The organism is Achromobacter sp. DMS1 (assembly GCF_001270295.1).
Map to the genome: position 1 here is coordinate 1 of NZ_LHSJ01000048.1, position 18988 is coordinate 18988.

The following is an 18988-nucleotide window of genomic DNA, read 5'->3' on the forward strand; positions in this document are numbered from 1 at the left end:
GTGACGGCGGCCAGCTGCGCGCTGGCGTCCCTCACGCCGCCGTTGCGCAGCCAGGCGATGGCGGCGCGGGCGTTGTGCAGGGTTTCCGCCGTGGTAAAGGACTTGGACGAAATCACCACCAGGCAGCGCCGCGCGTCCAGCCCCGCCACCGCGTCGTGCAGCGAATGGCCGTCAATGTTGGACACGAAGCGGATCTGCCGGCGCTGGGCCGGCCCGCCGAAAGCCTGCACCGCGAGCCGGGGCCCCCAGTCGCTGCCGCCGATGCCGATGTGCAGCACGCTGGAATAGTCGCCCGCCTTGTCCAGCGCCCGCACATAGTCGAGCATGCGGGCGTACTCGCGCACGGACTCCGAGTCCTGGCCGTCGGGCGCTTCGCGCGTGCGGCCGGCGCGCAGCGCCGTGTGCCAGGCGGGCTTTCCCTCGGTCCAGTTGACCGGCCCGCCCTCGAACAGCGCATTGCGGGCCGCGGCCAGCCCGCGCGCCTCGAGCAGCGCCCGCCCGGCCTCCTCCAGCGCCGGCGACTGCCATTGCATGGTCAGGTCCACGCACAGGCCCGCCGCCTCTATCGTCTTCAGCGCGCCGGCGTCCAGGCGGGCCGCGTCCGCGGCCCGCGCGAACGCCTGCCATTGCGGGCTGTCCGCCAGGCTGGAGCCGGCTCCCGGCGCCGCTGTCCCATTATTGGCCTTACCCATCGCGTGATGCTCCTTAAAACGGTAAACGAACATGAGGCGCAACGCGGCGCAGCGCATTGCGGAAGTCCTCTTCGATACGGGCCAGCGCGGCCACGGTGTCTCCTTCGAAACGCAGCACCACCGAAGAAGTGGTGTTGGACGGCCGGGCCAGCCCGAAGCCGTCGGCATAGTCCACCCTCACCCCGTCCAGGTCGTTGATCGACACAGCGCCGGGGAACTCCCCCTGCGCGCGCAAGGCGTCGACCAGGGCGAACTGCTCGCCCTCGGCGGTTTCCAGCTTGATCTCCGGCGTGGCGCAGGATTGCGGCAGCTGCTCCAGCAGCGTGGAGGGGTGCGGCGCGGCCGAGACGATCTCCAGCAGGCGCGCGGCCGCGTACAGGCCGTCGTCGAAGCCGTACCAGCGCTCCTTGAAGAACATGTGCCCGCTCATCTCGCCGGCCAGCAGCGCGCCGGTTTCGCGCATGCGCGCCTTGACCAGCGAATGGCCCGTGCGGCACATGGTGGCGCGCCCGCCCGCCTCTTCCACCGCGCGCGCCACGTGCCGGCTGCACTTCACGTCGTACAGGATCTCGGCGCCCGGATTGCGCGCGAGCACGTCGCGGGCGAAGAGGATGAGCTGGCGGTCGCCAGATGATCTGGCCCGACTTGGTGACCACGCCCAGGCGGTCGCCGTCGCCGTCGAATGCCAGCCCGACTTCGCAATCGGAATAGCGCAGGCAGTAGATGAGATCCTGCAGGTTGTGGGGATCGGCGGGGTCCGGGGCGTGCCCCGGAAACGCGCCGTCCACTTCGCAGAACAGTTCGGTGACTTCGCAGCCCAGCGCGCGGAACAGCGCCGGGGCGACCGCGCCCGCCACGCCGCTGCCGCAGTCGATGGCCACCTTCATGGGACGCGCCAGGCGGATGTCGCCCAGGATGCGCGCCACATAGCAGGGCTGGATCTGCATCTGCGTGCGCCCGCCCGGCACGGCGGCGGCCTCCGCCGGCGCCAGCATGGCGTCGCGCAGCGCCTTGATGCCCTCGCCATACAGCGCGGCGCCTTCCATCACGATCTTGAAGCCGTTGTGGACGGGCGAATTGTGGCTGCCCGTGACGGCGATGCCCGTGCCCGTGTCCATGAGCCACGTGGCGAAATACATCATGGGCGTGGTGGACATGCCGATGTCGATCACGTGCACGCCCGCGGCCCGCAGGCCGGCCTGCAGCGCGGCGGAAAGCTCCACGCTGCTGGCCCTGCCGTCGCGCCCCACCACGATGGCGCGCACACCCTGCTCCAGCGCCCGCGCACCGGCCGCCAGGCCCAGGCCGTGCGCGAAGCGCGCGTCGATTTCGTCCGGTACTGTTCCCCTGATGTCGTATGCCTTGAATACCGTATCCCGAATTTGCGGGTTCTCCCAGCCAAACGTCCCGTGCATGCCAGCTTCTCCAGGTGGCGGTGGTTGTCGTTATTTGGAACCCGTCTGCTTGAAATCTCCGTAGTAGGCCGCGCGGGAATAGCGGTAGCCGCCGTACTTGGACCGGAAGTTGAACCGCTCCGGCAGCAGCTTGAGCCCATTGAACAGCACGCCGTCCACCGGCGCGCCGGCCTGGATGAGCCGCTTGGCGGTTTCGCGGATCTCGCCCACCGTGTTCATGCCCGATCGCACCACCACCATGACGGCCGCCGCGTGCGTGCCGACCACGGCCGCATCGGGCGAGGACAGCACGGGCGCGGTGTCCAGGATGACCATGTCGTACTGGGTGGACAGCTCGCGCAGGGTTTCGCCGAACACGGGCGAGGCCATCAGCTCCGAGGGATCGAAGGTGACCGCGCCGGTGGAAATGAAGTCCACGCCCTCGGCCACGCTGTGGCGGCGCACCTGCGCCAGCGGCACGGTGCCCGTCAGCACCTCGAACAAGCCGTCTTCCTTGGGCACGCCGAAATACTTGTGGAGCTGGCCCTTGCGGAAATCAGCGTCGATCAGCAGCACGCGCTTGCCCACGCCGCCCTGGATGAAGGCGAAGTTGGCCGACAGGAACGACTTGCCCACTCCCGCCACGGGCCCGGTGAACATGACCATGTTGTTGGCCGAGTGGCGCAGCGACGCCTGCAGCACGTTGCGGAAAGATCGCAGGCTTTCGATGGGCGGCGAGCTGCCCTCGCTTTGCGCCAGCAGCGCGGGCACCGAGGCGTTCTTGCGGCGGCTGCGCTTCCAGAGCCTGTCCTGCACGTCGCTGTAGGGAATGGCGGCCAGCACGGGCAGGCCGGTATGGCGCTCCACGTCCTCGGGTTCGGACAGCCCGCCGAACAGCGCGTTGCGGACGAAGGCGCACAGCACGCCGAAGATCAGGCCGATGGCCGTGGCCACGGCGATGATGATGGCGGCCTTGGGACGCACGGGCTTGTCGGGTTCGACGGCCGCATCGACGATGCGCACGTTGCCGATCTTGCCGGCGCGGATCAGACGCAGTTGCTGGGCGTTGTTGAGCAGCGCGGTATACAGCTCGGTGTTGACGCGCACGTCGCGCACCAGGCGCACCACATCCTGCTCCAGGTCGGGCAGCTGCTTGATGTTGCCGCCGATGCGATTCACGTCGCCCGTCAGCGAGGCGATCTGGCGGTCGATGGCCACGATGCTCGGGTGGCTGGGCGAGAAGCGGGTGATGAGCTCCTGCCGCTTGGCGCGCAATTCCATGACCTTGGTCTGGGCGTCCACCGACTGCGCCAGGATCAGCTTGGCTTCCTCGCTGAGATCGATGGTGCCGCGCTTGTTGCGCAGGGCGTTGTACTTGGTTTCGGCCGCGTCCAGCTCGCTCTTGAGCTTGGGCAACTGCTGCTCCAGGAAACCGAGCGACTTCTCGGCCTGCGCCGCCTTGCGGTTGACGTTCTGCTGCACGTATTCCTGGCCGATCTCGTTCAGGATGGCGGTGGTGAGCGCCGGGTCGTTGCCCTCCAGCGTCACGCCGATCACGCCCGAGGCGCGGCCGCGTTCGAAGATGCCCAGATGCGACTGCACGTCCTCGATGGCGGCCAGGCGCGAGGTGCGCGACACCACGAATTCGGTGCCCGGACGGCCCGAGATGGCGTCCACGTGCACGTCCAGCGCGCCGCCGCCCGGCAGCAGGAAATGCTCGGGCTTGCCTACCGTGCCCTTGAAGGTGGCGCCGGTGATCTTGTCGTTCAGCGTGTAGCGGCCCTCGCCCAGGGTCGTGATGCGAAAGGGCTTGCCCAGCCATTCGTTGGGCACGTCGAGCTGCGAGACGGAAATGGATTCGCCGCCCCAGGCATAGCCGCCATGCGGCAGGCTGGCCAGGAAGGGCAGGCTTTCGTGGCGGCGCGCCAGCCATTCGCCCACCACGGGGAAATACCGCGGCTTGGCGTGGATGTACAGCAGGAACTTGTCCACGGCGGGGCCGACCACCATGCGCGAGCGCAACACCTCCATCTCGCCCGAGGTTTCCGCCTTGGTGTCGAATATGGCGGAGACGTCGCCGAGCAGGCTGCGCGCCTGGCCGTTGGGCTGCTCTTCCTCCACCTGCACGATGATGTCGGCCGAATAGACGGGCGGCGTCACCATGATGTAGATCGCCGCCCCCAGGAAGGCCAGCATGGTGAAGGCAATGATCAGCCAGCGGTTCGTGAAGATCGCGTCGACGTGCGACGTCAGCGGCGTCTCCTGCTGGCGCGCCGGGACGGGCGGCTCAAAGGATTCGATAGGCAACGACATGCAGCTCTCCAGTAGGGGACGCCGCGCCGCGGCGCCCCCAAAGGCAAGGGAAGGATCGGTACTACTTGATGGAATGAACGGTCTGTACGGTCTGCGTGCTCGGGAACAGATTGCTCACGAAGCGGTTCCAGCGCACCATCGCGGCCGAATCGACGAACACCACGTCCTTGGGCTGCAGCTCGAACTTCTCCGCCACCGCCAGGGCCTGCGGCGATCCGCTGTCCAGGTGATAGACCAGCGGCTTGCCCTCGTCGGTGGCGCGCACCACGAAGATCTCTGACGGGTTGGCACTCATCTGATTCGGTCCTCCTGCTTCGCCCAGCGCCTCGGTCAGCGACATGCGGCCGTCGCGCATGACCGCGGCCATGGGGTTGGTCACCTCGCCCATCACGTACACCTTGCTATCTTCGCGAGGGGTTACCCGCACGACGTCCCCGGACCGCAGCATGACCTGGTTCAGGTCCTGCCCGCGCTCGATCAGCGCCGGAATGTTCACGCGCGTCTTCTTGCCCTCGCGTATGACATAGACGCTGCTGCGGTCGCCGGTGGGCAGGATTCCGCCCGCGCGGTTGATCGCTTCGAGCAAGGTCATGGGTATGTCGTTGATTGCCACGGTTCCGGGATTCTTCACCTCGCCGTCCACATAGACGCGTTTGCTGCGATAGCCCAGCACGCGCACCGTGATCTGCGGGTCCTGGATGTACTTGCTGGAACTGTTGACTATGAGATTGCGCGCCTGGAGTTCCGTCAACCCCGCCACTTTGAGGAGTCCCGCATACGGAAATTGGATGTATCCAGTGGATGAAACGGTATATCCCGGAATGCCCGATGCGGTGTCTCCTATGGCTAGTTCGGTCGCCCCTGTCCCGATGGCGTAGGTTTGCGTCGGAAGCACGAGCTCGGGGTGGTCCCAGACGACGATCGAGAGAATGTCTCCCGGGCCGATGACGTAAGGCCCGCCCTTGCCGAGCAGGTGGCCCACGCCGCCCTTGTTGTCGATGAGGGCTTCCCGGGCCTGGTGCTCGTCCTGCACCAGCGTTGGCGTGATCTCCTTGATCTCGGCCACGGAATTCGGGTCTAGCGGATCTACCCGATGATCGGCCTTGAATGTCATGCCGGGAGAAAGGGCGCAGGCGCCCAGCGAGGACACGAGCGCGATAGCCGCAATGGCCCGGCTCAACGTTCCGAATAGTGTCGTCATGGCAAATCCACTGTGAATGACTTCGTTGCTTGGAAAGGAGCCCGATGCGTAACGGGTTGCGACATTCCACTCTCTTTTCCGTACCCCGCACATTCGACGGATGCCCTAAGCCTTCTCCTAGTCCGTTTGGAGGTTTCGACCGCGGCGAGCACTCAATAAGATTTCCCCGGTAGCTGCAAGTTTGCGGCGGCGCATTTTTTTTCCGCGCGCCGCGAAGTGTCTGCCCAAGAAACAGGAGTGCACGATGGACCCGTCCCAAACGGACATGTCGGCAAGATTCGGCGGAGCCGGTTATCTGTACCGGCTCCTGGATGCCGCGATCGTGATCGCCTGCGGCCTGACCGCCACGGGCCTGAAGTTCTCCGACGAAGCGGTGGCCGACCCGCCGCAGATCCACCTGTTCCTCATCTATCTCTGCGGACTCGGCGTGATCGCCATCTTTCCCGCGTTCCGTCTTTATGTGTCATGGCGCGGTCGGCTGCTGACCGACCTGGTGGTGCGGGCGCTGGCGGCCTGGGCCACCGTGTTCGCGCTGGGCATCTTCGTCAGTTTTCTCATGCATCAGGCCGGCGCGGTATCGCGCGTATGGGCGGCTACGTGGTTCTGCCTGGCGGCGCTGGTGCTGACCGGGCTGCGCATCGGCGTATACGCCGTGCTGGGCGCCGCGCGCGACCGGGGGCTGGACCGCAAGCGCGTGGCGCTGGTCGGCTTCGGCGCGCTGGGCCACGACCTCTGGCGCCGCGTGGAACGCTACCGCGACGCGGGCTACGAAATCGCCGGCATCTATGCCGAAGACCACGAGATCCTGCCGCCGGGCGTGCGGCGCGTGGGCAGCCTGGAGTCGCTGCACGAGTTCGTGCAGCAGCACGGCGTGCGCGAGATCTGGATCGTGCTGCCGATGGAGGCCGGCCAGGAGCTGCGCGAGGTGCTGCACCACCTGCGCAACGACCTGGTCGACATCCGGTGGATTCCGGACGTGATGTCGATCCAACTGCTGGGGCACCGCATCGGCGAGTTCCTGGGGCTGCCCGCCATCCAGCTCAACAGCCTTCCGGCCGCCGGCGTGCGCGGCATGGCCAAGGAGGTGTTCGACCGCAGCTTTGCCGCGTGCGCGCTGCTCGGCCTGTCGCCGCTGATGCTGGCGATCGCCTGCCTGGTGAAGGCCACGTCCAAGGGGCCGGTGTTCTTCAAGCAGCCCAGGCTGGGCGTGGACGGCAAAGTGTTCCAGGTCTACAAGTTCCGCACCATGACCGTGCACCAGGAGCACGGCGTGGTGACCCAGGCCACGCGCAACGACGCGCGCGTCACGCGCATCGGCGGCTTCCTGCGGCGCACCAGCCTGGACGAGCTGCCGCAGTTCCTGAACGTGCTCAAGGGCGAGATGTCGGTAGTGGGCCCGCGCCCGCACGCGCTGGAGCACAACGAAATGTACAAGGACCTGGTGCAGCGCTACATGATGCGCCACCGCGTCAAGCCCGGCATCACCGGCTGGGCGCAGATCAACGGCTTTCGCGGCCAGACCGACACGCTGCGCAAGATGAGCGACCGCGTGGAGCACGATCTCTATTACATCCAGCACTGGACGTTCCGCATGGACCTGCAGATCATCGCCCGCACCGCGCTGTCGGGCTGGACGGGCCGCAATGTCTACTGAACCGCTGGGATGGCCCGCGATGCGCGAAGCGAAACCGCCCGCGGGCGCGCTGTCCGCCTCCGACTTCCGCCGGGCCGTGGAAATGCTGCCGCTGGTGTCCATCGACCTGCTGCTGCGCGACGGCGCGGGACGCTACCTGACCGGGCTGCGCGCCAACCCGCCGGCCCGGGGCGCGTGGTTCGTGCCGGGCGGGCGCATCCGCAAGAACGAGACGCTGCGCCAGGCGCTGCGCCGCATCGCCCGGGAGGAGCTGGGCCTGTCCGTGCCGGCCGAATCGTGGCGGCCGCGCGGCGTGTACGAGCACTTCTACGGCACCAATTTCGCGGGCGAGGCGGGACGCTCCACCCATTACGTCGTGCTGGCCTATGAGGCCGACTTTCCGCTGGACATCGCCAACCTGCCGCGAGCGCAGCACCAGCGCTACCGCTGGGCCAGCGCCGAGGCGATCGCCGCCGATCCCGGCGTGCACCCCTACACCCAGGCCTACTTCAAGGAGTGAGCGCCATGACCAATCCCCTTCCCCCGTACCGGGCCGTCATTCTTTGCGGCGGATCCGGCTCGCGCCTGTGGCCGCTGTCGCGCGAACTGCTGCCCAAGCAGTTCATCCGGCTGACCAACGACCGCTCGCTGCTGCAGAACACCCTGCTGCGGCTGGGCTCGGCCGGCGCGCAGGCCCGGCCCATGCTGGTGTGCAACGAGGCGCACCGCTACATCGCGGCCGAGCAGGCGCTGGAGCTGGGCATGAAGGACGTGGAGGTCATCCTGGAGCCGCACGCGCGCAACACCGCGCCGGCCATCGCGGCGGCCACCCTGCGCGCCATGCGCGACGGGGAAGATCCGGTCATGCTCATCATGCCGTCGGACCACGTGCTGGAAGACGGCGAGGTGCTGGCCGAGGCGTTCGCGCAGGCTTACCAGGCCGCGCGCAACGGCGCGCTGGTGACGTTCGGCATCCGGCCCACATCGCCGCTGAGCGGCTACGGCTACATCCAGGCCGAAGAAGCGCCCGAGCTGGCGCCCGCCCGCCGCGTAAGGCGCTTCGTGGAAAAGCCCTCGCCCGAAGTGGCCCAGCGCTTCATCGACGAAGGCAACTACTACTGGAACAGCGGCATGTTCGCCTTCCAGGCGTCCGTCTTCATTGGCGAGCTGGAACGGCTGGCGCCCCGGATCCTGGAGCAGGTGCGGGCCGCGGTGGACGCCGGCACCGGCGAAACCGCCCTCTTCCACCTGGACGGCGCGGCCTTCGAGGCCTGCCCCAGCGATTCCATGGACTACGCCATCATGGAACGCACCGACAGCGCGGTGGTCATTCCCCTGGCCGCCTCGTGGAGCGACGTGGGCGCCTGGGACGCGGTATGGGGCATTGCCAGCAAGACGGCCGACGGCAATTCCATGTCGGGCGACGTGATGGTGGAGGACTCGCGCAACTGCCTCATCCATTCGACCAGCCGCCTGGTCGCCTCGGTGGGCCTGGACGACATCGTGGTGATCGAAACCGCCGACGCCGTGCTGGTCGCGCACAAGACGCGCTCGCAGGACGTAAAGCGGCTGGTGGAGGCGTTCAAGACGCAGCAGCGCGCGGAACTCAACCACCACCGGGAGGTGCAGCGCCCCTGGGGTTCCTACGACTCGGTCGGCCAGGGACCGCGCTACCAGGTCAAGCGCATCACCGTGAAGCCGGGCGCGCGGCTGTCCTCGCAGATGCACCACCACCGCGCGGAGCACTGGATCGTGGTCACCGGCACGGCGCGCATCTACCGGGGCGACGAGCAGTTCCTCCTGACGGAGAACCAGTCGACCTACATCCCGCTCGGCGAAGTCCATAGCCTGGAAAACCCGGGAAAGATCCCGCTGGAGATCATCGAAGTGCAATCCGGAGCCTACCTGGGCGAGGACGACATCGTCCGCTTCCAGGACATGTATGGGCGCGTCTGAGCCGCGCAACGCCCGGCCGCCCTTCTGGCGTCCGGGCCTGGCCCGCCTTTGCCTGCCGACCGCCGGGCTCTTCTTCCTGGTGATGGTGTCGGTGGGCAACCTGCCCGGACTCGCGTCCGACATGTCGGACGCCTTTGGCGACAAGCGCCTGCACCTGGCGGCCTATGGGTTTCTGGCCGCGCTGATTTACCTGTCGGTCAACCGCCGCCCCATTCTTGCCGCCCTCTTTTCGGTGGCCGTGCTGGGGACGCTGGACGAAGGAATCCAATCCCTTTTTCCCTACCGGCAGGCTGAGTTATTAGACCTTTTGGCCGATATCCTGGCGGCGGGTGTGTCAGTAACCTGCCTACACATCGGTTCCGCAGCCTTCGGCTCCTTTCGTGCAGTTTCTAAGTCTTAAGGATACAACCATGTCTAAAAGGGCACTGATCACCGGCGTTACTGGTCAAGACGGCGCCTATCTCGCGGAGTTGCTGCTGTCCAAGGGCTACGAAGTCCACGGCATCAAGCGCCGGGCCTCGCTCTTCAACACCGCGCGCATCGACCATCTTTACCAGGATCCGCATGACCAGCCACGCCATTTCGTGCTGCATCATGGCGACATGACCGATTCCTGCAGCCTGATCCGCATCGTGCAGGCCGTGCAGCCGGACGAGATCTACAACCTCGCGGCGCAGAGCCATGTGGGGGTGTCGTTCGAGGAGCCCGAATACACCGCCAACGCCGACGGCCTGGGCACGCTGCGCCTGCTGGAGGCGATCCGCATCCTGAAGCTGGAGAACAAGACCCGCTTCTACCAGGCATCGACCTCCGAACTGTACGGCCTGGTGCAGGAGATCCCGCAGCGCGAAACCACGCCCTTCTACCCGCGCAGCCCCTATGCCGCGGCCAAGCTGTACGCCTACTGGATCAGCGTGAACTACCGCGAAGCCTACGGCATGTACGCCTGCAACGGCATCCTCTTCAACCACGAGTCGCCCAAGCGCGGCGAAACCTTCGTCACCCGCAAGATCACGCGCGGGCTGGCCCGCATCGTGCTGGGCCTGCAGGACTGCCTCTATATGGGCAACCTGTCCGCGCTGCGCGACTGGGGACATGCGCGCGACTATGTGGAAATGCAGTGGCTCATGCTTCAGCAGGACACGCCGGAAGACTATGTCATCGCCACCGGCATGCAGTACAGCGTGCGCGAGTTCATCAACACGGCCGCGCGCGAGCTGGGCATCCTGCTGGCGTGGGAGGGAGAAGGGCTGAACGAAACCGCCACCGTGCTGTTCAGCCCGGTGCACGACGTCAAGGCGGGCCAGGTCATCGTGCGCGTGGATCCCCGCTACTTCCGGCCGACCGAGGTGGAGACGCTGCTGGGCGATCCCACCAAGGCCCGCGAGAAGCTGGGCTGGTCGCCCCGCACCACGTTCGCCCAGTTGGTCAAGGAAATGGTGGAAGCCGATCTGAAGGAAGCGCGTCGGGACGCCCTGGTCGAACAGAACGGCTATGAAATCTACGCCTACAAGGAGTAGCCTGCCATGACGGACCTGGACCAACGCGTGTTCGTGGCCGGCCATCGCGGCATGGTGGGCGCGGCCATCGCCCGCGAGCTGCAGCGGCGCGGGTATCGCGGCGTTATCACGCGCAGCCGCGCGGAGCTCGACCTGGAAAACCAGGACCAGGTGCGCCGGTTCTTCGCGTCCACCCCGGTGGACGTGGTGTACCTGGCCGCCGCGAAGGTGGGCGGCATCCTGGCCAACCACACCCATCCGGTGGATTTTCTTTACCGCAACCTGATGATCGAGTGCAACGTCATCCACGCCGCCTACGAGGCGGGGGTGCGCAAACTGCTGTTCCTGGGCTCGTCCTGCATCTATCCGCGCGAGGCCCCGCAGCCCATACGCGAGGACGCCCTGCTGACGGGGCCGCTGGAGGCCACTAACGAACCCTACGCCATCGCCAAGATCGCCGGGCTCAAGCTGTGCGAGGCATACCAGCGCGAATACGGCGCGCGCTTCATTTGCGCGATGCCGACCAACCTGTACGGCCCGCACGACAACTACGACCTGCAGAGCAGCCACGTGCTTCCCGCCCTGATCCGCAAGTTCCACGAGGGCCGCGAGAACGGGCAGGAAAGCGTCGTCCTGTGGGGCACCGGCGCCCCGCTGCGCGAGTTCCTGTACGTGGACGACCTGGCCGAGGCCTGCGTCACGCTGATGGAGCATCCGCAGGCCGAAGGCATCTACAACATCGGCGCGGGGCGGGACATCTCCATCGCCGACCTTGCCGCGCTGGTGGCGCGGGTGGTGGGCTACACGGGCGCCATCGTCTACGACGCCGGCAAGCCCGACGGCACGCCGCGCAAGCTGATGGATTCCTCGCGCATGCGCGCGCTGGGCTGGCGCCCGGCCACCCCGCTCGCCCGGGGCATCGAGCTGGCCTACGGCCATTTCCTGCGCGAACGCGCCCCGGGCGCCGTTTCCGTGGCCTGAGGCCACGCCCTCCGACCCACAGGCTTACCGATGTTCGGATTCGTGAGGAAATACATCGCCGGCAATGCCTCGTTCTGGGGACTCGTGGAGTACGGCGTCGGCCCGATGGCGGCGCTGGTGGCGCTGCCCATCCTGTTCCGCCAGTTGGGCACGGTGGGGTTCGGCCAGTACTCGATGATCATCGCGCTGGCCGGCTTCGGCAACGCCGCCAACCTGGGCGCGGCGGTGACGGCCACCAAGCTGGTATCCGAGCGCATGCACGAGCCGGGCGGAGCCTACCGCGCGGCCGGCGTGGGCATGGCGCTGATCGGCTGCGCGCTGGGCGTGGTGAGCGTCATCGCGGTGGCGCTGTGGCTGGCGGTGAGCCTGCTCTGGCCGCACGCCACGTTCGGCGGCGTGGCCGTCACCCTGCTCGCGATGCCGGCGCTGGCCATCTATCTGGCGCAGCAATACGACCAGCTTTTCTCCGGCTGCCTGAAAGGCCGCGAAGACTTCCGCGCCACCGCGCTGTGCGAGGTGTTCAGCCGCAGCGGCACCCTGGCGCTGGCCTGCGCCACCGCGGCCTTGACGGCCTCGCCGACCTGGACCGGCCTGGCCCAGGCGCTGGGCCTGCTGCTGGCCGGCAGCGCCAAGATGGGCGTGTTCTCCCGCGCCTATGGACACGCGGCGGTCCGGCCGGTGCGGGACCGCTCCGCGATGATGGAGGCGTTCCGCTTCTCGCGCTGGTCGTGGCTCAACAGCCTGAGCGCACTCGCCTTCGGCTCGGTGGACCGCGTGCTGGTGGGCAGCCTGATGGGGCCGGCCGCGCTTGCCATCTATACGGTGGGCGTGCAGGTCGGCCAGATGATTCACACCGCCTCGGTGGCCATCTTCCAGAAGGCGATGCCGCGGGTGAGCCGCCTGGCCGCGGCGCCGCCCTACCCCGGTGCGGCCGAGCGCGAAGTGCGCCGCATGATGCTGGCCAATCTCGCGCTGTCGGTCACGGCCACCCTGGCGGTGCTGGCGGTGAGCTCGCCGCTGCTGGATCTGATGCTGGGCTCGAACGTGGCCGAAGGCCATCTGGGCACGTTCCGGCTGCTCATCGCGGCCTCCGGCATGCTCTCGCTCAACGCGGCCGCGCACTTCTCGCTGCTCGGCCTGGGCAACTCGCGCGCCATCGCCATCCTGAACGGCTTGGGAGGACTGGCCATGCTGTGCGTCATGGCCGCGCTGGTGCACGTGGCGGGCGAACACGCCGCCGCCTGGGGCCGCATGGCCTATGCGCTCATCACGCTGGCCGGCGTGGCCCTCGCCATCCGCCAATCCCGCCCGGACATCGCGGGCGCCATACCGGCCGCCACCCGGTAAATCCTATGCTGAGGTTTCCCATGCGCAATCGTCACATCGCCCATACGCGCCAGCTCGTCGAATTCGTCAGCGAACTGCGTCCGCCGGCCCCCATCGCGGGCAACCTGCTGCCCAAGCTGACCATCGTGACGCCCTCCTACAACCAGGCGCGCTTCCTGGAGCGCACCATTCTTTCGGTGCTGAACCAGGGCTACCCCAGGCTGGAATACATCATCATCGACGGCGGCTCCACCGACGGCAGCGTGGACATCATCCGCAAGTACGAGCGCTACCTGAGCTACTGGGAAAGCACGCCCGACCGCGGGCAGTCGCACGCCATCAACAAGGGGTTCGAGCGCGCCACGGGCGAATACGTGGGCTGGCAGAACTCCGACGATCTGTATTTCCCGGGCGCGCTGCGCAAGCTCGGCGCCGCCGCCTCGCGCGTGCGCGCGCCCATCATCAGCGGCAACCTGTTCGTGGCCGACGCCGAAAACCGCATCTTCCGCAAGATCCACTACACGCCGGTCAACCGTGGCACGCTGACGGTGGTGAAGGCGTCCATTCCGAACCAGTCCGCCATCTTCCGCCGCGACCTGCTGCGCAAGCACGGGCTGCTGCAGGAGAGCATGCGCTACTGCATGGACCTGGAACTCTGGAGCCGGCTGCTGCGCGAGGGCAAGAACGTGATCGTGCCCGACGCCATGGGGGTCTACACTGCCCACGACGAAACCAAGACCGCGCTCATGCAGGACGTGCTGCAGGAAGAGCGCGAGCAGATCGTGGACCGCATCCGCCGCACCGAGCCGGGGCTGGGCAAGCTCTTCGAACTGTCGTGCCGCGCGTCCAAGGTGGCCGCGCACGCGCGCCAGGGCGACCTTTCCTACCTGATCGAAAAGCTCGCCACCAAGCTCTTCCGGCGCGACGACTGGGCGGTGCGCTAGCGCCGCCCGCCCCAGGAGCCTCTCCCATGGCCAACATCCGCAAACTCTCGACCCTGCACCTGCTGGGACTGTTCGCGTTCACCGCGCTGGCGCTGAACAACGACCATTTCGTGCTGGGCGTGGGCGGCTTCAAGCTTTCGCCCTTCGACCTGCTCTTCGTCGCCATGCTGGGCGTCAAGGCGCTCAGGCTGGCCGAGCCCGGCGCCTACGCGCTGCCGCGCGGGGCGCTGGGCATGCTGCTGGGCATGCAGTGCCTGTCGGTGATCTACCTGCTGCTGGTGTCGGCGCACCATCCGGGCATCGAGACGGGCGACGTGGCGCGCGACCTGCGCATCGTGTTCTATTTCCTGTGCACGCCCTTTCTCTGCTACAAGGACATCGACAGTCCGCACGCCTACGCCATCCTGCAGAAGTACATCGTGGCGGCCTGCCTGGCCGTGTCCACCTTCATGCTGCTGGAACAAGCCCAGGGTTTCTCCATCTCGAATCCCGTGCGCAACGTGCAGCTGGGCATCTGGGCGATTCCGTCCGGCGTGGTGTCGCTGCTGTACTTCCGCCGCACCCTGAACGTGTCGGGCCCCAAGGCCTACGCGCTCACCGTGTACATGCTGATGGCGCTGGTGTTCTCGCTCAACCGCAGCCAGTACCTGCAGCTGGCGGTGGCCGTTTTCCTGGCGATGATGCTGGCGGGCAACCCCGAGGTGCGGCGCCGCGTGTTCCTGATCTTCGCGCCCGCCACGGTGGCCGGCGTGCTGGTTTTCGCCAGCATCGGCTACCTGGACGTGCTCGCCAACCGCATCTTCAGCGTGGAGCGCCTGGACGAGGATTCGAGCTACGGCGCGCGCATCCAGGAGATGCAGGGGCAGATGGACTTCTTCGCCGAAAGCCCCGTGTTCGGCAAGGGCGCGGGCTTTCGCAGTTGGGTCATGGGCGAGAACGGCTTCGAGCTGAGCACTTTCGCGCACAACTCCTGGGCCTTCTACCTGATGAAGTTCGGCATCGTCGGCACCATCATGATCATGCTGCCGCCGCTGCTCATCCTGCTGCTCACCCTGCTGAGACGATACCGGAATCCCGGCCTGGAGCTGCATCGGCGATACCTGCTCGCCACCGTCCCGATCTACATCTTCGTGGATTCGCTGTCGGGCGGCCTGGCCTATGCCCCCAAGACCGCCTTCACCGGCTTCCTGCTCTGCTATTGCCTGTCGCTGCTGCGCAATGCCCGCGCCATGCCCGTGCCGACGCAGGCCGCCGCTTCCCCCAGCCCCCGTCCGGACGCGTCGCGCCGGGCGCTACCGCGAGTTCTGCCTCATGTCTGATGTCATGTTTGTCTCGCCGGACCTGCACGGCGGCGTCGGAAGGTGCGTCGCCTTCATCGCGGACGCGCTGCCGGAACGCGGCATCGACTCGTCGCTGTTCCTGCTGCGTTCGCGCAACCGCGAATACCCCGTGTCCAACCCCAAGGTGACCCGCGCCCTGCCCATCATCGAGTCTCCGCAACGCTTCCGGCTCATGCTGCCGCTGGCGTTCTTCAAGCTGCTGCGCCAGATCCGCCGCGAGCGGCCCGCCATCGTGTGTTCGCACGGGCTGCTGTGCAACCTGCTGGTCGTCATCGCGCGGGCGCTGCTGCGCGGCAAGGTCCGCACGGTGGCGTTCGAGCACAGCAGCCCGGCCATCCACTACGGCGCCTCCAGGCTGAGCCGGCTCAAGTGCTGGGTCGTGAGCCAGACCTACCGGCGCCACGATGCCGTGGTCGGCGTCTCGCGCGGCGTGAAGGAAGACCTGGTCAGCATGTTTCCGCCGCTGCGCGGCAAGGTCCGGTACATCTACAACGGCGTGCCGCTGGACAACGTGCGGGCCCAGAGCGGGCAGGCGTCCGTCCCGGGCGCGGCCGCGTCGCGGGAGCTGCACGTGGTGGCGGTGGGACGGCTGGAAGCCGTCAAGGACTACGCCACGCTGGTGGACGCCGCGGCCCTGCTGGACGATCCCCGCATTTCCATCACCATCCTGGGCGAGGGCTCCGAGCACGCGGCGCTGCAGCGGCGCATCGAACAGCGGCCGTCGCGCACCCGCGTAACGCTGGCCGGCCACATCGACAACCCTTTTCCCATGCTGGCGGGAGCAGGCGCCTTCGCTTCCACGTCGCTGCGCGAAAGCTTCGGCAACGTGCTGGTCGAGGCGCTCTGCCTGGGCGTGCCGGTCATTTCCACCGACTGCCCGCACGGCCCCGCCGAAATCCTCGACGCGGGACGCTACGGCCTGCTGGTGCCGGTAGGCGACGCCGCGGCGCTGGCCGACGCCGTGCGTCGCCTGGCCGACGACGCCGAGATGCGCCAGCGGCTGGCCGAACAGGGTCCGGCGCGCGCGGACTTCTTCTCTCTCGAGCGGCATTGCCTCAATGTCATCGCGCTTTTCGAGCCGCTGCTGCGGCGCGGCACGCCCTGAACAGGACAGCATCATGCAGAAGATACCGATTTCCGTCGTGGTCATGACCAAGAACGAGGAGCGAAACATCGTCAAGTGCCTGAAGGCGCTCGCCGACTTCGATGAAGTGTTCGTGGTGGACTCCAACAGCACCGACGCCACCTGCGTGCTGGCTGAATCGCTGGGCGCGAAAGTGTGCAACTTCCAGTGGAACGGCAAATACCCGAAGAAGAAGCAATGGTGCCTGGAGTCGCTGCCCTTCTCCCATCCTGTGGTCCTGTACGTCGACGCCGACGAGGAAATGACGCCGGCGCTGGCCCGCGAAATACGCGATTGCCTGCCCCGCTTCGCGGCCGGCGCGGGCGGCGCCTTCGTGCCGTTCGACTACGTGTTCTGCGGCCGTAAGCTCGAGCACGGGCACCGCGTCTACAAGCTGGCGCTGCTGGCGCGCGAGCGCTCGCGCTTTCTGGACTACGACGACCTGGACGTGGCCAACATGTGGGAGGTGGAAGGCCACTACCAGCCGCAGGTGCAGGGCGAAACCTTCGCGCTGCGCAACCGCATGGTCCACAACGACCACGATACGCTCTTCCATTACTTCGACAAACACAACCGCTATTCGGATTGGGAAGCCAACCTGCGCACCAAGGGACTGATGAACGACCCGCGCGAAGCCAACGTGGGCGCGCGCGCCCTGCTCAAGCGCATCTTCCAGGCCATGCCATTCAAGGGGCCGGTGTCGTTCCTGCATTCCTATGTGTTCCGCCTCGGCTTTCTCGACGGCAAGGCCGGCTTCGACTACGCGATCGCGCGCGCCCTGTACTACTGGCAGATCCGCATCAAAACGGAGGAAATCCGCAAGGAGCGGCAGGCCGCCCTCGGCCGGGCCAAGGGGGAAACCGTAGCGGGAGCCGCGAAATGAGCGCGCTGCAGCGGCTGGACCAGTTCACGCTGGCTCCGGGACAGCGCGGCCGCTCGGCCCTGACGGTGCAGCTCTGGTGGATCGTCCAGGGCACGCTGTTCCGCTGGTCGCCGCAGGTGGCCTACGGTTTTCGCCGCTGGCTGCTGCGCTGCTTCGGCGCGCGCGTGGGCCGCAAAGTGCTGGTGCGCCCCAGCGCCACCATCACCTATCCCTGGAAAGTGGAGATCGGCGACTATGCCTGGATCGGCGACGACGCGGTGATCTACAGCCTGGGGCCGATCCACATCGGGGCGCACGCCGTGATCTCGCAGCGCAGCTATCTCTGCGCGGCCGACCACGATCCGGCGCGGCCCGACTTCCCGCTGCGCGAACGCATGGTGCGCATCGAGGACGGCGCCTGGGTGGCCACCGACGTGTTCATCGCCCCCGACGTCACGGTGGGCCGCGAAACCGTCGTCGGCGCGCGCAGCTCGGTGTTCCGCAGCCTGCCGCCCGGCATGATTTGCCACGGCAGCCCCTGCCGCCCCGTGCGGCCCCGCGCGGCGCGGGACGCCTCATGAAAATCCTCGTCTACGGCATCAATTACGCGCCCGAGCTGACCGGCACCGGCAAGTACACCGCCGAGATGGCCGAATGGCTGGCGGCGCGCGGGCACCAGGTCAGCGTGGTCACGGCGCCGCCCTACTACCCGCAATGGCGGGTGCAGCCGGGCTACCGCGCCGGACGCTACCAGCGCGAGACGCTGCGCGGCGTGGACGTGCGCCGCGCGCCGCTGTGGGTGCCCGCGCGGCCCGGCGGCGCCAAGCGCCTGGCGCACCTGGCCAGCTTCGCGCTGTCCAGCCTGCCCTCGCTGCTGCGCGCCGCGGTGAGCCGCCCCGACCTGGTGTTCGTGGTCGAGCCCGCCCTGTTCTGCGCGCCGGCCGCGTGGCTGGCCGCGCGGCTTTGCGGCGCGCGCGCATGGCTGCACATCCAGGACTACGAAGTGGACGCGGCGTTCGAGCTGGGGCTGCTCAAGGGCGCCGGGCTGCGCGGCCTGGTGCGCCGCGCCGAGACGTGGCTGATGCGCCGCTTCGACCGCGTCTCCACGATATCGGGGCGCATGCTGGAACGGGCGCTGGCCAAGGGCGTGGATCCGGCGCGCGCGCTGCTGCTGCCCAACTGGATCGACGTGGACCGCATCTCGCCCGACGAGGGCGGCGACCTGCGCGCCGAGCTGGGCATTCCGCCCCAGGCCATGGTGGCGCTCTATTCGGGCAACATGGGCGGCAAGCAGGGCCTGCTGACGCTGGCCGACGCCGCCCGCCGGCTGAGCGCGCACGAAGGAATCTGGTTCGTGTTCTGCGGCCAGGGCCCCGAGCGCGCGCCGCTGCAGGACGCCTGCGCGGGCCTGCGGCGCGTGGTGTTCCGACCTGCAGCCCGCCGAGCGGCTGGGCGCGCTGCTGCGCAGGAGACATCCACCTGCTGCCCCAGCGCGCCGGCGCGGCCGACCTGGTCATGCCGTCCAAGCTCACGGGCATGCTGGCCAGCGGCCGGCCCGTGGTGTGCGGCGCGCCGAAGGCACCGAGCTGGCCGGCGTGGTGCGCCACTGCGGCCTGCTGGTGGCCCCCGAAGACGGCGGCGCCTTGGCCGGGGCCGTCCGCGCCCTGGCCGACGTTCCGCCCGCCGCCATGCGCTCGGCGAGGCCGCGCGGCAGTATGCGCAGG

Annotated in this window: 15 protein-coding genes and 2 pseudogenes; 13 read left to right on the forward strand and 4 right to left on the reverse strand. The window is 67.8% G+C overall.

All coding sequences use genetic code 11. The features are described from left to right. From AD428_RS07855 to AD428_RS07870, 4 genes and pseudogenes are all read right to left on the reverse strand, one after another. A pseudogene (locus tag AD428_RS07855) lies at positions 1-692 on the reverse strand (glucose-6-phosphate isomerase); the annotation flags it as partial. 13 nt (positions 693-705) lie between these two features. After that, positions 706-2107 (reverse strand): annotated as a pseudogene (locus AD428_RS07860) (phosphomannomutase/phosphoglucomutase). A gap of 30 nt (positions 2108-2137) precedes the next feature. Then, positions 2138-4399: a GNVR domain-containing protein gene (locus AD428_RS07865; protein WP_053244770.1), complete on the reverse strand. Its 2262-nt coding sequence runs from the start codon at positions 4397-4399 to the stop codon at positions 2138-2140. Between the two features lie 61 nt (positions 4400-4460). Next, positions 4461-5600 carry a polysaccharide biosynthesis/export family protein gene (locus AD428_RS07870; RefSeq protein WP_053244771.1) on the reverse strand — a complete coding sequence of 380 codons (1140 nt, stop codon included), beginning with the start codon at positions 5598-5600 and terminating at the stop codon, positions 4461-4463. A gap of 244 nt (positions 5601-5844) precedes the next feature. Here AD428_RS07870 and AD428_RS07875 point away from each other — a divergent pair, with 244 nt between their 5' ends. The 13 genes from AD428_RS07875 to AD428_RS07935 all read left to right on the forward strand — a co-directional run. Continuing rightward, positions 5845-7254 (forward strand): undecaprenyl-phosphate glucose phosphotransferase, encoded by a 1410-nt coding sequence (locus tag AD428_RS07875; protein ID WP_053244772.1) that lies wholly within the window; start codon positions 5845-5847, stop codon positions 7252-7254. Further along, positions 7244-7753: a GDP-mannose mannosyl hydrolase gene (locus AD428_RS07880; RefSeq protein WP_082308314.1), complete on the forward strand. Its 510-nt coding sequence runs from the start codon at positions 7244-7246 to the stop codon at positions 7751-7753. The genes AD428_RS07875 and AD428_RS07880 overlap by 11 nt, the downstream gene beginning before the upstream one ends. Positions 7754-7758: 5 nt before the next feature. Continuing rightward, positions 7759-9189, forward strand: coding sequence for a mannose-1-phosphate guanylyltransferase/mannose-6-phosphate isomerase (locus AD428_RS07885; protein WP_053244774.1), 1431 nt, complete (start codon positions 7759-7761; stop codon positions 9187-9189). Next, positions 9176-9589, forward strand: coding sequence for a VanZ family protein (locus AD428_RS07890; protein ID WP_200908012.1), 414 nt, complete (start codon positions 9176-9178; stop codon positions 9587-9589). Before AD428_RS07885 ends, AD428_RS07890 begins: the two co-directional genes overlap by 14 nt. 10 nt (positions 9590-9599) lie before the next feature. Further along, positions 9600-10709 carry a GDP-mannose 4,6-dehydratase gene (gene gmd, locus AD428_RS07895; protein WP_053244775.1) on the forward strand — a complete coding sequence of 370 codons (1110 nt, stop codon included), beginning with the start codon at positions 9600-9602 and terminating at the stop codon, positions 10707-10709. Between the two features lie 6 nt (positions 10710-10715). Further along, positions 10716-11669, forward strand: coding sequence for a GDP-L-fucose synthase family protein (locus tag AD428_RS07900; protein WP_053244776.1), 954 nt, complete (start codon positions 10716-10718; stop codon positions 11667-11669). Positions 11670-11699: 30 nt separating this feature from the next. After that, positions 11700-13016: a lipopolysaccharide biosynthesis protein gene (locus AD428_RS07905; protein WP_053244777.1), complete on the forward strand. Its 1317-nt coding sequence runs from the start codon at positions 11700-11702 to the stop codon at positions 13014-13016. A 20-nt stretch (positions 13017-13036) separates the two neighbouring features. Continuing rightward, a complete protein-coding gene (locus AD428_RS07910; RefSeq protein ID WP_053244778.1) occupies positions 13037-13939 on the forward strand; it encodes a glycosyltransferase family 2 protein in 903 nt (300 codons plus the stop codon). A 26-nt stretch (positions 13940-13965) separates the two neighbouring features. Beyond that, a complete protein-coding gene (locus tag AD428_RS07915) occupies positions 13966-15258 on the forward strand; it encodes an O-antigen ligase family protein (protein ID WP_053244779.1) in 1293 nt (430 codons plus the stop codon). Beyond that, positions 15251-16384: a glycosyltransferase gene (locus AD428_RS07920; RefSeq protein WP_053244780.1), complete on the forward strand. Its 1134-nt coding sequence runs from the start codon at positions 15251-15253 to the stop codon at positions 16382-16384. The genes AD428_RS07915 and AD428_RS07920 overlap by 8 nt, the downstream gene beginning before the upstream one ends. Before the next feature lie 13 nt (positions 16385-16397). Next, a complete protein-coding gene (locus tag AD428_RS07925) occupies positions 16398-17285 on the forward strand; it encodes a glycosyltransferase family 2 protein (protein ID WP_053244783.1) in 888 nt (295 codons plus the stop codon). Beyond that, a complete protein-coding gene (locus AD428_RS07930) occupies positions 17282-17845 on the forward strand; it encodes a putative colanic acid biosynthesis acetyltransferase (protein WP_053244781.1) in 564 nt (187 codons plus the stop codon). Before AD428_RS07925 ends, AD428_RS07930 begins: the two co-directional genes overlap by 4 nt. Then, positions 17842-18988, forward strand: a 1147-nt coding sequence (locus AD428_RS07935) for a WcaI family glycosyltransferase (protein ID WP_235489441.1), incomplete at its 3' end; no start/stop codon positions are given. The genes AD428_RS07930 and AD428_RS07935, both read left to right, overlap by 4 nt.

Coding starts and splice junctions, on each gene's coding strand:
- AD428_RS07865 (WP_053244770.1), bottom strand. CDS start 4,399: ATGTCGTTGCCTATCGAATCCTTTGAGCCGCCCGTCCCGGCGCGCCAG.
- AD428_RS07870 (WP_053244771.1), bottom strand. CDS start 5,600: ATGACGACACTATTCGGAACGTTGAGCCGGGCCATTGCGGCTATCGCG.
- AD428_RS07875 (WP_053244772.1), top strand. CDS start 5,845: ATGGACCCGTCCCAAACGGACATGTCGGCAAGATTCGGCGGAGCCGGT.
- AD428_RS07880 (WP_082308314.1), top strand. CDS start 7,244: ATGTCTACTGAACCGCTGGGATGGCCCGCGATGCGCGAAGCGAAACCG.
- AD428_RS07885 (WP_053244774.1), top strand. CDS start 7,759: ATGACCAATCCCCTTCCCCCGTACCGGGCCGTCATTCTTTGCGGCGGA.
- AD428_RS07890 (WP_200908012.1), top strand. CDS start 9,176: ATGGGCGCGTCTGAGCCGCGCAACGCCCGGCCGCCCTTCTGGCGTCCG.
- gmd (WP_053244775.1), top strand. CDS start 9,600: ATGTCTAAAAGGGCACTGATCACCGGCGTTACTGGTCAAGACGGCGCC.
- AD428_RS07900 (WP_053244776.1), top strand. CDS start 10,716: ATGACGGACCTGGACCAACGCGTGTTCGTGGCCGGCCATCGCGGCATG.
- AD428_RS07905 (WP_053244777.1), top strand. CDS start 11,700: ATGTTCGGATTCGTGAGGAAATACATCGCCGGCAATGCCTCGTTCTGG.
- AD428_RS07910 (WP_053244778.1), top strand. CDS start 13,037: ATGCGCAATCGTCACATCGCCCATACGCGCCAGCTCGTCGAATTCGTC.
- AD428_RS07915 (WP_053244779.1), top strand. CDS start 13,966: ATGGCCAACATCCGCAAACTCTCGACCCTGCACCTGCTGGGACTGTTC.
- AD428_RS07920 (WP_053244780.1), top strand. CDS start 15,251: ATGTCTGATGTCATGTTTGTCTCGCCGGACCTGCACGGCGGCGTCGGA.
- AD428_RS07925 (WP_053244783.1), top strand. CDS start 16,398: ATGCAGAAGATACCGATTTCCGTCGTGGTCATGACCAAGAACGAGGAG.
- AD428_RS07930 (WP_053244781.1), top strand. CDS start 17,282: ATGAGCGCGCTGCAGCGGCTGGACCAGTTCACGCTGGCTCCGGGACAG.